Annotated in this window: 14 protein-coding genes; 5 read left to right on the top strand and 9 right to left on the bottom strand. The window is 61.8% G+C overall.

Annotated features, from left to right (window positions below; genetic code table 11):
- Positions 1 to 32: 32 nt before the first annotated feature.
- The 3 genes from D3P04_RS03560 to D3P04_RS03550 all read left to right on the top strand — a co-directional run bounded on the left by D3P04_RS03560 (position 33) and on the right by D3P04_RS03550 (position 3,041).
- The gene (locus tag D3P04_RS03560; RefSeq protein WP_119746020.1) at positions 33 to 443 is read left to right on the top strand and encodes a VOC family protein; all 411 of its coding nucleotides are present in this window, start codon (positions 33 to 35) and stop codon (positions 441 to 443) included.
- A gap of 54 nt (positions 444 to 497) precedes the next feature.
- Positions 498 to 1,520, top strand: coding sequence for a hypothetical protein (locus tag D3P04_RS03555; RefSeq protein WP_119746018.1), 1,023 nt, complete (start codon positions 498 to 500; stop codon positions 1,518 to 1,520).
- 111 nt (positions 1,521 to 1,631) lie between these two features.
- On the top strand, positions 1,632 to 3,041 hold the full coding sequence (locus tag D3P04_RS03550; protein WP_119746016.1) for an amidase: 1,410 nt from the start codon (positions 1,632 to 1,634) through the stop codon (positions 3,039 to 3,041).
- A 223-nt stretch (positions 3,042 to 3,264) separates the two neighbouring features.
- On the opposite strand, the gene D3P04_RS03545 is transcribed toward D3P04_RS03550, so the two are convergent.
- A complete protein-coding gene (locus D3P04_RS03545; protein ID WP_119746014.1) occupies positions 3,265 to 4,026 on the bottom strand; it encodes an NAD kinase in 762 nt (253 codons plus the stop codon).
- Between the two features lie 176 nt (positions 4,027 to 4,202).
- Here D3P04_RS03545 and glyA point away from each other — a divergent pair, with 176 nt between their 5' ends.
- A complete protein-coding gene (glyA, locus tag D3P04_RS03540; protein WP_119746012.1) occupies positions 4,203 to 5,498 on the top strand; it encodes a serine hydroxymethyltransferase in 1,296 nt (431 codons plus the stop codon).
- 77 nt (positions 5,499 to 5,575) lie between these two features.
- The gene (locus D3P04_RS03535) at positions 5,576 to 6,418 is read left to right on the top strand and encodes a DUF817 domain-containing protein (protein ID WP_333473091.1); all 843 of its coding nucleotides are present in this window, start codon (positions 5,576 to 5,578) and stop codon (positions 6,416 to 6,418) included.
- Here the strand turns inward: D3P04_RS03535 and D3P04_RS03530 are convergent.
- The 8 genes from D3P04_RS03530 to D3P04_RS03495 form a co-directional block, all read right to left on the bottom strand.
- Positions 6,375 to 7,157, bottom strand: a complete 783-nt coding sequence (locus D3P04_RS03530; protein WP_119746008.1) for a crotonase/enoyl-CoA hydratase family protein — start codon at positions 7,155 to 7,157, stop codon at positions 6,375 to 6,377. The two genes, D3P04_RS03535 and D3P04_RS03530, sit on opposite strands and share 44 nt — an antisense overlap.
- Complete coding sequence (locus D3P04_RS03525; protein ID WP_119746504.1) at positions 7,150 to 8,013, bottom strand: hydroxymethylglutaryl-CoA lyase; 864 nt, start codon at positions 8,011 to 8,013, stop codon at positions 7,150 to 7,152. The genes D3P04_RS03530 and D3P04_RS03525 overlap by 8 nt, the downstream gene beginning before the upstream one ends.
- Entirely contained in the window at positions 8,006 to 8,671 is a 666-nt protein-coding gene (locus D3P04_RS03520) for a glutathione S-transferase family protein (RefSeq protein ID WP_119746006.1), read from the bottom strand. The genes D3P04_RS03525 and D3P04_RS03520 overlap by 8 nt, the downstream gene beginning before the upstream one ends.
- Positions 8,668 to 10,590, bottom strand: coding sequence for an acetyl-CoA carboxylase biotin carboxylase subunit (locus D3P04_RS03515; protein ID WP_119746502.1), 1,923 nt, complete (start codon positions 10,588 to 10,590; stop codon positions 8,668 to 8,670). Before D3P04_RS03515 ends, D3P04_RS03520 begins: the two co-directional genes overlap by 4 nt.
- Before the next feature lie 76 nt (positions 10,591 to 10,666).
- Positions 10,667 to 11,047 carry an ASCH domain-containing protein gene (locus D3P04_RS03510; protein ID WP_232844873.1) on the bottom strand — a complete coding sequence of 127 codons (381 nt, stop codon included), beginning with the start codon at positions 11,045 to 11,047 and terminating at the stop codon, positions 10,667 to 10,669.
- A gap of 44 nt (positions 11,048 to 11,091) precedes the next feature.
- Positions 11,092 to 12,696 (bottom strand): carboxyl transferase domain-containing protein, encoded by a 1,605-nt coding sequence (locus tag D3P04_RS03505; RefSeq protein WP_119746002.1) that lies wholly within the window; start codon positions 12,694 to 12,696, stop codon positions 11,092 to 11,094.
- Positions 12,693 to 14,267 (bottom strand): AMP-binding protein, encoded by a 1,575-nt coding sequence (locus tag D3P04_RS03500; protein ID WP_119746000.1) that lies wholly within the window; start codon positions 14,265 to 14,267, stop codon positions 12,693 to 12,695. Before D3P04_RS03500 ends, D3P04_RS03505 begins: the two co-directional genes overlap by 4 nt.
- Entirely contained in the window at positions 14,264 to 14,761 is a 498-nt protein-coding gene (locus tag D3P04_RS03495; RefSeq protein WP_232844872.1) for a lysozyme inhibitor LprI family protein, read from the bottom strand. Before D3P04_RS03495 ends, D3P04_RS03500 begins: the two co-directional genes overlap by 4 nt.
- Positions 14,762 to 14,822: the final 61 nt, after the last annotated feature.

Raw genomic sequence — 14,822 nt, 5'->3', positions numbered from 1 at the left:
GCTGTGGCTGGTGATGGCAGGCGCGGATAATCATGCTGGATCATCTTTGCATAACGGTCTCTGACCTGGCCCAAAGCAAGCGTTTTTATGCAAGGGCATTGGCACCGTTGGGCTACAGGATGACGATCGACCGTGCGGAAGGTGTCGGTTTCGGAGTGGCGGCAGGCGCGCTTCGATCCCGCGATCCGGATGGCGAGTTCTGGATCGCCCCCGGCACGCCGCGGCCCGAACTGGTGCATTTCGCCTTTGCGGCCAAAACACATGCCGATGTCGATGCCTTCCACGCCGAAGCCGTTGCCGCCGGAGGGGAAGATAACGGCGCGCCGGGACTGCGGGTACGATATCACCCGCATTACTACGCCGCTTTCATCCTGGACCCGGACAGATACAATATCGAAGCTGTTTGCCACGATGCCGCACGGCATTCTGACAGCAAGCATTGACCAGCCCTGTAGCCGCGCTATGGTCTTTGAAAACGATGGGTAAATTCCAAAACCATGACGGCGCTGACGCAATTCGAACGCCTTGAGGCGCAAGGCTCGTGGCGCGAGACGCCCGAGGCGCGGCTGCGTGAGGTGATCGTCTCTGTCGGAGAAGCCACATTAACGCTTTCGGACCCGAAATCGGAACGTCCCCTGTCGCATTGGTCCCTGCCCGCCGTGACCCGACTCAATCCGGGAAAACTGCCCGCAATCTACAGCCCCCGCGCAGATGGACCGGATGAAACGCTGGAAGTGGATGATCCGCTGATGATCGAGGCCATAGATCGCGTTCAGCGCGCGGTTCTGGCACGGCAGGCCCATCCCGGGCGGCTCAGGGGCGGACTTACATTGCTGACCGCATTGGCCATGGCCGCCGCAGCGGTCGTCTGGCTGCCCGATGCACTGACGCGTCATGCGGCGAATATCGCCCCTCCGGCCCAGGCCTTTGCCGTTGGGAATGCCATTTTGGCCGATATCTCCCGCAGCACCGGAGCCGTCTGCGAACGTCATTCGGGTCAGGCTGTTCTGGATTGGATCGCGCCAAAGCTGATCGCCGAGGATGCGAAGATCCGTGTTGTTCCCTCTCCGGTCAATGGCGCGCGTCGCCTTCCGGGCAATCTGTATGTGCTTGGCAATGATGTCCTGTTGACCGCCCCCGGACCGGCAGCGGCGGCAGGGCATCTGATGGCCGCGGAAATGGCGGTTTCGGATAAGGAGCTTTTGCTGAATGCATTGGAATATGCCGGTACCAGAGCGGTTCTGCAATTGCTGACGCTTGGAACGCTGCCCGAAAAGGCCATGCATGGATACGGAGAAACGCTTCTTCAGCAACCGGCCCCGCCTCCGGACCGCGACAGCTTGCTGAAAGCATTCAGGGAAAAGGGAATTCCAAGCGCGCCCTATGCGCACAGCCTTGATCCCACCGGCGCATCGGTTCTGGACCTGATCAAAGAGGACCCCTATCGCGATTCACCGCCACCGAAGGCGCTGCTGACGGATCCGCAATGGCTGGCGCTACAGCAGATCTGTGCAGGATGAAGGCCGATATGCGGAAACCCGAGGCGAACATATCCGCTGAGGCCAAGGCATTCCGCCTCTTCGCCTGCAACCGCTTAACCCCGTAACCGCCAAGACGAAAGCCCGGAACCGATGAGCAATCCAATCCATATGGACGCCGACACTCTGACCCGCGCCATGATCGCGGGCGAACTGACAGCGGAAGAGATCATGCAGGCCCATCTGGACCGGATCGCGGACACCAATTCCCGGATCAATGCCATTATCAGCCTTCGGGATCACGACGAATTGCTGGCCGAGGCAAGAGAGGCCGACCGTTCGCCCCGCAAGGGCGGGCTGCATGGATTGCCCATAGCAGTCAAGGACCTCGCGGCGGTTCAGGGTATCCGCACCACATGGGGCTCGCCCATCTATCGCGACCACATGCCGACGGAAGACCATGTAATCGTGACCCGAATGCGCGAGGCGGGGGCGATTTTCATCGGCAAGACCAATACGCCCGAATGGGGTCTTGGCTCGCATAGTTTCAACGAGGTCTTCGGCGTCACGCGCAACCCCTATGCCCCGGATCGCAGTGCCGGGGGCTCGTCGGGTGGCGCGGCGGCGGCTTTGGCGGCAAGGATGGTGCCGGTCGCCGATGGATCGGATATGATGGGCAGCCTGCGCAACCCGGCAGGTTTCTGTAACGTCTACGGTTTCCGGCCAAGCTGGGGGCTGGTGCCCGGCGAGCCCATGGGCGACAGCTTCATGACAACCATGGCGACATTGGGACCGATGGCCCGCAGCCCGCGTGATCTCGCGCATCTTCTATCGATCATGGCCGGCCCTCATCCCGCCCTGCCATTCGGCCGCCCGGGCGAGGATTTCGCAGCCGCGCTTGATGCCCCGGTCAAAGGCACCCGAATCGGCTGGCTGGGCGATTGGGGTGGCGCTTATCCCTGCGAAGAGGGGATCCTGCCGCTTTGCGAAGCCGCGTTGACGCAGATGGAAGGATTGGGATGCGAAATCATCCCCCTTTCACCCCCCTTTCCAGGGGAAAAGCTGTGGGAAAGCTGGATGACGCTGCGCGCCTTTCAAATAGCCGGAGGAAAACGCGCCCTGTATGACGACCCTGACAAACGCGCCCTGATGAAGCCGGAAGCGATATGGGAAATCGCACAGGGCCTGAGCCTGTCCGCCTCACAGGTTTACGAGGCAAGCGCGATCCGCAGCGAATGGTATCGCCGTGCGGCACGGTTATTCGAGGAGGTAGACATCATCGCACTGCCGACCGCGCAGGTCTGGCCCTTCCCCGCCGAATGGCGCTGGCCGCAGGAGGTGGGAGGCAAGCCTGTCGACACCTATCACCGCTGGATGGAAATCGTGGTGCCGGTCAGCCTTGCCGGATTGCCTTGCCTGTCAGTGCCGGTAGGCTTTGGCGCGAACGGCCTGCCGATGGGAATGCAACTGGCCGGAGCGACGGGAAGCGATGCTGCGATTCTCCGGCTGGGACAAGCGTGGCACGAGGAGACCAATTGGCCGAGCCATCTGCCGGATTTGTAATGAAACGATCAGTTCCGTGATGCCCGGAGGCAATGCCCGCCGCTGGCAGGTTCTGGAATCATTGGCGCGTAAACAGGCCGGGGGCGCTGCCCGTCGCCGGCTGGTTCTTGAACCAGTGGCGCACCAGCCGGCAACCCCCGAGGTATTTGGGCAAAGAAGAAGCAATAGCGAAGCGCCGACAAGATGTTGTTTGCGGTGGGGGCTTGGGAAGGGTCTTGCGCTGCTAGACAAATTGTTCGCGGATCAGCCGTTCTTCCAGCCCATGCCCCAGATCGAACAACAGGCGATGCGAGATATCGGCGGCACTATGGACATGCACCCGCGTGACATGCCGGACTGCGCCCGAATCGGCATCGGCCATGACCGGGCGGCGATCCGGGCTCAGCACCTCGATTTCGACCTGCGCCGCCTTTGGCAGCAACGCGCCACGCCAGCGACGGGGACGGAACGGAGCGATTGCCGTCAGGGCAAGCACCTCTGAATCGATAGGCAGGATCGGGCCATGGGCCGAATAATTATATGCGGTGGATCCCGCCGGGGTCGATACCAGAGCTCCGTCGCAGACCAGTTCTTCCATGCGCAGCTTGCCATCCACATGGATGCGCAGCTTCGCGGCCTGTGGCCCTTCGCGCAGCAGGCTGACTTCGTTGATGGCAAGCGCTTCGTGCAGGGAACCGTCCCGACAGGTGGCGCTCATCCTCAACGGATTGATGACCGTCTCTTCGGCCTCGGCCAGTCTGACGGGCAGGTCATCCTCGGAATAGGCATTCATCAGGAAGCCGACCGTGCCGCGGTTCATTCCATAAACCGGCAGATCACGTCCCTGCATCGCATGCAGGGTCTGCAGCATGAACCCGTCTCCGCCAAGCGCCACGACCAGTTCCGCGCTATCGGCCGGCGCACAGCCATAACGGGCCGACAAGGCGACCAGCGCCGCTTGCGCGACATCGGTCTGACTGGCGGTAAAGTGAATCCTGGGCGTCATTTTCTGCAAGCCTGTCTCTCTTGCCGCGCAGCATCGGTGCTGATCGGGTTGAACGCAAGCCCTCCTTCACGCCGCACTCGGAACCAAAGCTGTCGTTTTGCTGCTTTCAAGCTGCCCGGGCTTACGCTAAGACATCGCCATTCCGCCGCAGCTTTGCCAGAAAGGACGCGCGACCGATGAATGCATCTCTTCGCGACAATGGATTTTTCACCGAAACGCTGACCAGCCGCGACCCCGAGATCGCCAGCGCGATCGACAAGGAACTGGGCCGCCAGCGTGACGAGATCGAACTGATCGCGTCGGAAAATATCGTCTCCAAGGCGGTGCTGGAAGCACAGGGAACCGTCCTGACCAACAAATATGCGGAAGGTTATCCGGGCAAACGCTATTACGGTGGCTGCCAATATGTCGATATCGTCGAAACCCGCGCCATCGAGCGGGCCAAGGAGCTGTTCGATTGCGAATTCGCCAATGTTCAGCCCAATAGCGGCAGCCAGATGAATCAGGCGGTATTTCTGGCGCTTTTGCAGCCGGGCGATACCTTCATGGGGCTTGATCTGAATTCGGGTGGCCACCTGACTCACGGCTCGCCGGTCAATATGTCGGGCAAGTGGTTCAATGTCGTGAGTTACGGCGTGCGCGCGCAGGATCAGTTGCTGGATATGGACGCGATCGCCGAAGCCGCGCGCCAGAACAAGCCAAAGCTGATCCTTGCCGGTGGCACGGCCTATAGCCGCGTCTGGGACTGGGCCGCCTTCCGCAAGATCGCGGATGAAGTCGGCGCCTATCTGATGGTGGACATGGCGCATATCGCCGGTCTGGTCGCGGGCGGCCAGCATCCCTCGCCCCTGCCGCATGCCCATGTCGTCACCACGACCACGCATAAATCCCTGCGCGGCCCGCGCGGCGGGATGATCCTGACCAATGACGAGGGTATCGCGAAAAAGATCAACTCGGCCGTCTTCCCCGGTCTGCAGGGGGGCCCGCTGATGCATGTGATCGCGGCAAAGGCCGTCGCATTGCGCGAGGCGCTGCAACCCGGTTTCAAGGATTACGCCGCACAGGTCGTCGCCAATGCCCGCGCCATGGCGGATGAATTGATGAAGGGCGGCATCGACATCGTCTCGGGTGGCACCGACAATCATCTGTGCCTCGCCGATCTGCGGCCAAAGGGCGTGACCGGCAAGGCGACCGAAGCCGCGCTTGGCCGTGCGCATATCACCTGCAACAAGAATGGCGTGCCTTTCGATCCCGAGAAACCCTTTGTCACCTCGGGCATTCGTCTTGGCGCGCCGGCGGGCACGACCCGTGGCTTTGGCGAAGAGGAATTCCGTCAGATCGCCCGCTGGATCGTGGAAGTCGTTGACGGGCTTGCCGCGAATGGGGAAGAAAACAACGCCGCCATCGAAGACAAGGTTCGGGCCGAGGTGGCCGAGCTTTGCGCGCGTTTCCCGCTTTATCCCGATCTGTGAGATCAACCCGGCGGCTTGAACGCGCATTAGGGGACCGGGCGCGGCGGCATCTGCCCGAATGGATGGCAGAGTTCGCCATGTTCGTGTTCAAACAGGGCTGGGCCTGCCTGTTCGGCGGGCTCATGCTGTTGGCGATTTTCGTTACCCGAGCGATCTGGTCGCCCGACTGGCCGATACAACGCTATGATGCATTATTCGCCTTTGCCCTGCTGACACAGGCGGCATTCCTGATCTTCCGGCTGGAAACCCCGGCCGAAGCACGGGTGATCCTGTTGTTCCACCTGACCGGCACGGCGATGGAACTGTTCAAGGTCAATGCCGGGTCATGGGTCTATCCCGAGCCCGGCTTCTTCAAGCTTTACGGGGTGCCGCTGTTTTCGGGCTTCATGTATGCCTCGGTCGGTTCATATATGGCGCGGGTGATCCGTATCTTCGATATGCGTTTCGCGCCATATCCGCCCTTTGCCGTGACCGTGATCCTAGCCGTCGCAATCTATGTCAATTTTTTCACGCATCATTTTCTGCCCGACATCCGGCTGGTCCTGTTTGCGGCCACGATCCTGATCTTCGGCCGCACCCGGATCTGGTTCCGTCCGGGCCGCTGGTACTGGATGCCCCTGCCACTTGCGGCATTCCTGACCAGCCTGTTCCTGTGGCTGGCAGAAAATATCGGAACCCTGACCGGCACATGGATTTATGCCGGTCAGTCGGTTCTGGATCATGTTTCATTCGCCAAGATCGGCTCGTGGTATCTGCTGCTTTATGTCAGCTTTGTCACCGTAACCATTGCCGCGCGCGATGCGATCCGCGGCGACGCGCCTGCCCGGTTGGAAGATGGCTCGCAAATGGCGAAACCGGCCACGCCGCCGGACGAGATCAATTCTGCCAGCGCGGTTTACGTTTCTCGAAAAAGGCACTGATCCCCTCGGGGGCCTCATCGGTTTCCCAGACGGCAACCAGCCGGTCGATGCTGTCCTCGATCTCGGTCTGGGTGATCTTCGGACCAAGAAAGCGACATTGCGCCTTGGCCACAGCAATCGCCCCCGGCGCACCCAGCAGAAACGGCGCGATCTCGGCCTCGACCGCCGCGTCCAGATCGTCAGGCGCGACATGCCGGGCGATCAGGTTCAGGCTCATGGCTTCTTCAGCGCCGAAAATGCGACCCGAGAAGAACACCCGCCGCGCCCGGTCCTCGCCCATCCGGGCCAGAACATAGGGACCGATGGTCGCCGGGATCATGCCAAGTTTGACCTCGGTCAATCCGAATTTCGCGGTATCGGAGGCGATGGCGATGTCGCAGACCGACATCATCCCGATCCCCCCGCCAAATGCGTTGCCATGCACCCGCGCGATCAGGGGCTTGGGCAGAAGGTTCAGGGCCGACAACATCCCGGCAAGCCCCCTTGCCCCAGCCCGTCTGGCATCCGCATCTGCGGCGATCTGCTGCCGCATCCAGCCCAGATCGCCGCCGGCGCAAAAGCTTGCACCCTCACCGGCCAGCACCACCACCCTGACGGCGGGATCAGAGGCAAGCTGCGCCGCAGCCTTCGTCAGTTCCTCCTGCATCTGCTGCGACAGGGCGTTATGCTTGTCGGCACGCGCCAGCCATAATGTCGCCACGCCACGTGCATCGGTGTCGATCCGTATTGTCTCAAACATCTTTTTCTCCTCGCATCGATCGGGCCATCGCAGCCGCCTTGCCGATCACATCCATGTCCAACCCGGTGGCATATCCCTGCCCCGCAAGATGCAGCGCCACTTTTTCCGTCGCCACATTGCCCTTGGCGCCCGGCGCATAGGGGCAGCCGCCCAGCCCCCCGACCGCCGCATCGAAAACGCGCAGCCCGCGCGCCAGCGAAGCGTCGATATTCTGAAGCGCCCGCCCTGCCGTATCGTGATAATGGCCAGCCAGCCGTTCCGCGGGAATTTCGTCCAGCACTGCGGCCAGCATCGCGTCGACGGTTTCGGGGCGGCCCTGTCCGATCGTATCGCCAAGGCTGATCTCGTAGCATCCCATATCCCTTAATGCCGCTGCGACACAGGCTACCGAGGCCGGAGGCGTCGGACCGTCAAAAGGGCAATCGGTCACCACGCTGATATAACCGCGCACCGGGAGCCCGTCGCGCCGCGCCGCTTCGGTAACGGGGACGAAACGCTCCAGCGACTCGGAAATCGTGGCGTTCAGATTCGCCTTGCTGAAACCTTCTGAAGCACTGGCGAAAACCGCCACTTCACTGGCACGCGCAGCCTTTGCGCCGTCATAACCCTTCATATTCGGTGTCAGCACCCCATAGCTGACCCCCGGCGCGCGGGTAATTCCCGCCATGACCTCGGCGGCATCGGCCAGCTGCGGCACCCATTTCGGACTGACGAAGCTGGTCACCTCGATCCGCCGGAAACCCGCGCTGGACAGCAGATCGACCAGCGCGATCTTTTCCGATGCCGGGATCTGGCGCTTTTCATTCTGCAACCCGTCCCGCGGGCCCATCTCGAAGATTTCAACTGTCTCAGGCATCGGGAACCTCATAGAATTTACGGGCGTAAATCACCTGCTCCTCCGGTGCGGGCAAAGTCGCGGAAAAAGCGGGTCGGGCAGCACAACGTCCGAGATAGGCATTCAAGGCAGGCCGGTCGTCAAAGCGCACGAAGCGGGAGGCGATATAGACCGCATATCCCACAGCGCAATCGACGCCCGAGAAACCGGCTGCCATCAGCCATTCCCGGTCAGCCACCACTTTTTCAACACTGCCCAGCGCACGGGAAAGCCGCGCCGCCTCAAGCTTCATGACCGTTGGCGAACGCATATGCGCCTCGCGCAGGACGATATGATGCTGGGTCAGATTGGCGAGATGCTGACCCAGCGTTTCTGCAAAATGCAGCCAGTTCAGCCAATCGGCGCGCCCATCCGCGCCGGGCGCATATCCCAGTTCCGGCCCGCGTGTCTCGCAAAGATATTCGATACAGGCACCGGATTCGCGCAGGATCGTGCCATCGATTTCAAGCGCAGGCACACGACCCAGCGGATGAATATTGCTATAGGGTGGCTGCCGCATGGATTTGTCGAAAAAGGAAATCTCGCGCAATTCGTAGTGGCAGCCGATCTCTTCCAGCAACCAGCGCACGCGCATCGATCGTGACAAGGGAACATGCCACAATACGATCCGGTCGCTCATGCCTCCTCCTCCAGCCGGATCAGTGGCGAACCTGCCTCCACCTGATCACCGGGCTGCGTCATGACTTCCGCAATCACGCCGTCCCGCCAGGCGGTCAGGCTATGCTCCATCTTCATCGCCTCGAGCACGGCCAGACGGTCGCCCGCCTTCACCGCCTGCCCGGCTTCGACATGAACCGATTTCACCAGTCCCGGCATCGGAGCAAGCGTCACCTCGTCACCCGCAGCCGCCGCATCTCGCGCCAGAAGATCAGTCGGCGTCAGATGAACGGTACGTCCGCCGAATACGCTGACCCCGGCGTCATGAGTGACGATCCGGTTTCGACGCAGGCTGCCATCCACCCACCAGCGATCCCCTTGCCAGCGAACTTCATGGGCCGTTTCATCAACGGTCACCCGGGCGGCGCCGGGGCCAAGCACCTCGATCACCGCCTCGTTGCCATCCCAGCTGACGGTCCGGCGCAGCGGCTGCCAAAGCGTCATTCCTCCCTTGACCGCAGGATCGGCCAGACCTGAAAGCCCGACCACGCCCAAAGCGCGGGTCCGGGGATCCGGTTCGGCAGCAGTCACCAAAGCGTCCAGATCACGCTCGATCAGGCCGGTATCCACCTCACCCGAGGCAAAACCGTCATGCCGCGTCAATGCGATCAGGAAATCCAGATTGGTGACGGAGCCTGCAACCTCGGTATCGACCAGCCCCGCTTCCAGAGCCCGCAAGGCCACGGCACGGGTCGGACCATGGGTCACGATCTTGGCGATCATCGGATCGTACCACGGGCTGATACTGTCGCCCTGCCGCACCCCGGTCTCTATCCGGGCGCCTTCGGGAAAACGCAAATGCGCAAGCCGCCCGGTCGCGGGAAGGAAACCCGCCGGCACGTCCTCGGCATAAAGCCGCGCCTCGAAAGCATGGCCGGTGATCGACAATTCTTCCTGCTTCGCGGGCAAAGGCTCGCCGCTGGCCACGCGCAACTGCCATTCGACAAGATCGACCCCGGTGATCGCCTCGGTCACGGGATGCTCGACCTGAAGGCGCGTGTTCATCTCCATGAACCAGAATCCGTCAGGGCGCAGCCCGTTCGAACCGTCCACGATGAATTCGATCGTTCCCGCACCCTTGTAGCCGATCGCCTCAGCCGCGCGAACAGCCGAGGCTCCCATGACCTTCCGCATCTCGGGCGTCATGCCGGGGGCCGGGGCCTCTTCGATCACCTTCTGATGGCGGCGTTGCAACGAGCAGTCACGCTCGAACAGATGCACGGCGCGGTGCCCGTCCCCGAAGATCTGCAGCTCGATATGGCGCGGCCGCAGGATATATTTCTCGATCAGCACGTCAGGATTCCCGAAGGCATTGCGCGCCTCGGACTGCGCCGAAGCAAGCGCGTCGGCGAAATCCTTCGGATCATCGACCCGGCGCATCCCCTTGCCGCCGCCGCCGGCCACGGCCTTGATCAGGACGGGATAGCCGATCTGCCCGGCCATCTGCGCAAGATGCAAGGGATCCTGTTCCGCGCCGTGATATCCCGGCACGACCGGCACCCCGGCCTTTTCCATCAATGCCTTGGCCGCATCCTTCAGCCCCATGGCCCGGATCGCCCGCGCCGACGGACCGATAAATATCAGTCCCGCATCCTCGACCGCATCGACGAAATCGGGATTCTCTGACAGGAAGCCATATCCGGGATGGATCGCCTGCGCGCCGGTCGCCCTGGCCGCCTCGACGATCGCATCACCGCGCAGATAACTGTCGGCGGGGGACGGACCGCCCAGATGCACTGCCTCATCGGCCATGGCAACATGGCGCGCGGCGCGGTCGGCATCGGAATAGACCGCCACGGTTGCCACACCCATCCGACGGCATGAATCCATGATCCGGCAAGCGATTTCGCCGCGATTGGCGATCAGGATCTTGTGAAACATGGCAGATGCCTCCGGCGCGGATATTTGCTTGAAAAAGAAATCATGCATTTGCCTGGGCAGGTGAGCCCCAGCCGCATCACGATACGGCGCATGACAGCACCTCAATCAGTCTGAACCGCTCGCAAACCAGTTCCATATCGGGATCAAAGCCGCCATTGCGCGAGAAGTAATCAATATGACCCGCAGTCCATGCGTCAAAATCACCCTCGCCCTCGGCCAAGGCGAAATCCTCCGTCACCTCGCGAAAGCGGCGGATGGACACCTCTGTCGTCTCAATCAGAAGCGCCGGATTGCCGTCCCAGTCAAGTGCGGTATCGCGCCGCCCGACCTCGGGCAGCTCCTCGCCGCCCTCCGTGAAATCCCGCAGAGCTCCGCAGCTCGCAGTCTTTTTCCCCGATCGCACCAGCGCCAGAAGCCGATCACAGAGTTCCCGGCTGTCTCCGAAAGTGAAACTCACCGGCTTCTTCTTTGTATAAATACCCGAATCCGACATATCCGTATTCACATCCGGAAGACGCCGAAGCGCGTTGATGCAATCGGTGCGTTCAGGCTGGCGCGCAGTGACAGTGCCAGCACCTCGCGGCTCTTGCGCGGGTCGATGATGCCATCGTCCCATAATCGTGCCGAAGCATAAAGCGGGTGCGACTGGCGTTCGAACATCTCGATGGTCGGGCGTTTGAATTCGGCTTCTTCCCCGGCACTCCATGTCCCGCCCTGCCGCTCGATCCCGTCGCGCTTGACGGTGGCCAGCACGCCTGCCGCCTGTTCGCCGCCCATCACCGAGATCCGGCTGTTGGGCCATGTCCACAAGAAGCGGGGCGAATAGGCGCGGCCTGCCATGCCGTAATTCCCCGCTCCGAAGGAACCGCCGACAAGCATGGTGATCTTCGGCACCGAGGTCGTCGCCACCGCCGTCACCATCTTGGCGCCGTGGCGGGCGATACCCTCGTTTTCGTATTTCCGTCCCACCATGAATCCGGTGATATTCTGCAGAAAAACCAATGGAATGCCACGCTGCGAGCAAAGCTCGATGAAATGCGCTCCCTTTTGTGCGGCTTCCGAGAACAGCACACCGTTATTCGCGACAATTCCGACCGGGCAGCCTTCGATATGGGCAAAGCCTGTAACCAGCGTTTCGCCGAAACGCGCCTTGAACTCGTCGAAGCGCGAACCGTCCACGACGCGGGCGATGACCTCACGGATATCATACGGGGTCCGCAGATCGGCCGGGACGGCGCCAAGGATTTCGTCCGGATCATATGCCGGAGGCTCGGGCGCCTGCCAGACCACGCTGTCGGGCATCCGGCGGTTCAGATTGCCGATCGCGCGGCGGGCCTGTGCAAGCGCATGGGCGTCGTCCTCGGCCAGATAATCGGCCACGCCCGACAGGCGGGTATGGACATCGCCTCCCCCCAGATCTTCGGCAGTGACGACTTCGCCCGTTGCCGCCTTGACCAGCGGCGGGCCGGCCAGAAAGATCGTGCCCTGATCGCGAACGATGATCGTAACGTCGGACATGGCAGGGACATAGGCGCCGCCTGCCGTGCATGATCCCATGACCACCGCGATCTGCGGGATGCCGAGGGCAGACATTCGTGCCTGATTGTAGAAAATCCGTCCGAAATGGTCCCGGTCGGGAAAAACCTCATCCTGATTGGGCAGATTCGCACCGCCCGAATCGACCAGATAGACGCAGGGCAGATGACATTCTCCGGCGATTTCCTGAGCGCGAAGATGTTTCTTGACCGTCATCGGGTAATAGGTGCCGCCTTTGACGGTCGCATCATTGGCAACGACCATCACGTCCTGCCCATGCACACGCCCCACCCCGGCAATCACGCCCGCACCGGGGGCCGCGCCGTCATACATGCCATGCGCTGCCGTCGCCCCGATTTCCAGAAAGGGCGACCCGGGATCCAGCAGATTGGCGACCCGTTCGCGCGGAAGCATCTTGCCGCGACCGATATGGCGGCTGCGCGCTTTTTCTCCCCCTCCGGCGGCGGCGAGTTCGGCGGCCTCGCGGGCAGTCGCAAGCACCGCAAGATGGGCTTCGCGATTGGCTTTGAAAGCATCGGATGCCGGAAGGACCGCGGATTTCAGTTTCATTGCCTGGTTCTTTCGTCAAAGGACATATCGTGAGCTGCCTCGCTGACCGCTAATGCCCGCAATTCACGTCGCATGACCTTGCCTGTCACCGTCATCGGCAGAGAATCGAGAAAGGCGATTTCACGCGGATAGGAATGCGCGGCAGAGAAGCGTTTCGCATGGGCCTGCAACTCGGCGGAAAGCTTGTCTGAAACTTCAAATCCATCTCGCAGGACAATGTAAGCCTTGACGATTTCTGTTCTGACGGAATCCGGTTTTCCGATGACTCCGACCTGCGCGACCGCCGGATGTTTCAGCAGGCAATCCTCGATTTCCGAAGGGCCGATACGATAGCCCGCCGAGGTGATCACATCGTCATCGCGGCCCACGAAGCGGATATACCCGCCCTCGATCACGCCGCGATCGCCGGTGACCAGCCAGTCGCCACGGAACTTCTCGGCAGTCGCATCGGGCCGGTTCCAATATTCCAGCATCATCGATCCTGCCCCGCGCCGCACGGCGATATCCCCCTCGCCTTCGGCCGGAAAGCCGTCTTCACCGATCACCTGAACCTCAAACCCGGGGACCGGCTTGCCGATCGCGCCGGGTTGGGCCGGAAACATGCTTGATGCGGAGGAGGCCACCATATTGCATTCGGTCTGGCCGTAGAACTCATTGATTTCCAGACCGAATGCCTGCCGCCCCCAGTCCAGAATCTGTCCCCCGAGGGTTTCTCCGCCCGAAGCGACCGAGCGCAATCCATCGATCCGGATATCGGCAGCTTTCAGCATCTTGAGCGCCGTTGGCGGGAAGAAGATATTCCGCACGCCGCAATCGGCGATCAGCTTCGCCACCACGCCCGGCTCAAATTTCGGCATCCGCGCGGCGACAACCGGAACGCCAAGCGCCAGCCCCGGCATCAGCACATCGAACAGCCCGCCGATCCATGCCCAATCGGCCGGAGTCCACAGACAATCGCCGGGCTGCCCCAGCAGATCATGGCTCATCTCGACACCCGGCAGATGGCCGGTCAGCACCCGGTGGCCATGCAGCGCGCCCTTGGGCGAGCCGGTGGTGCCCGAGGTATAGATGATCACTGCAGGATCCTCGGGGCCGGTCTCGCGGGTCGCAAACGAACCGGCATCGGACAGACCCTCCTCGGGTACGATGATCTCCAGATCGGCAAAGGGGCGCAGCATCTCGCGCCCTTCCGCATCGGCGATCACCTTGCGCACTCCGGCATCGCGCAGGCGCAGTTCCAATGCGTCGGAGCCGAACAGCTTGAACAAGGGGATCGAGATCGCCGCCGATTTCCAGACAGCCAGATGCGCCGCCGCCGTCCACGCCGATTGCGTTCGCAACACCGCCACGCACTCGCCCCGCGCGGCGTGAAGCGCGTCAGCAAGATCAGCCGTCATCCGCGAGAGCTCCGCATAGGTGACGGGATGCGGCGCGCCGTCATAATATTCGATGATGGCAACGCCCCCCGGCTTATGCGAAAGGCATTGATCGGCCATGTTCAGATGTTCAGGAAAATCCCAGGCGAAATCGCGCCGCAACCTCTGATAATCATGCCCGGACAATGTGGTCATTCGCCCGTCTCTTCCACCAGCCGGGCATTCAGCAGCGTCCAATGCCGTGCCGCCTCGTCTCGCTGGCATTCCAGTACGGCCACTTCTCCGCTGATGTCCCGCGTTTGTGCGGAAGCCTTGGCGAAATCGCACAGGCTGTCCCGAAATGCGATCCAGGCATGTTCGGTCTTGCGCAGCATCTCTTGCGAATCGTCCCCTGCCTCGCCTTCCTGTGCGATCAGGGCCTGATAGGTTTCTTCAAGCCGCGCCTCCCAGGCCTGATGCGCGGCATCCAGGCAATTCTTCTCGACGAAATCGGGATCGTCGCCGGTATATTTCTTGCTGGCATAGTCGCGGCAGGCCTGCATTCCGGCATCGGTGCAATCGCCTTCTCCGGACGCAACGCATTGATCTATCGTCGCAGGATCGAAGCCCGACGCATCGCCTGCATCGGCAGGCAGAACGCCATAACTCATGGCAAAACCCACCATCGCAATCATTCCGAATTTCATCATGCTGCCCTCCTGATGATGATGATTAACCAACCCTGCCAAATGCATTGTGTTCCTGCCAAGC

The sequence above is a fragment of the Paracoccus onubensis genome (assembly GCF_003591515.1).
Taxonomy (GTDB): domain Bacteria; phylum Pseudomonadota; class Alphaproteobacteria; order Rhodobacterales; family Rhodobacteraceae; genus Paracoccus; species Paracoccus onubensis.
Note: the sequence above shows the minus strand (reverse complement) of the source record. Positions and strands in the feature narration are given on the sequence as shown.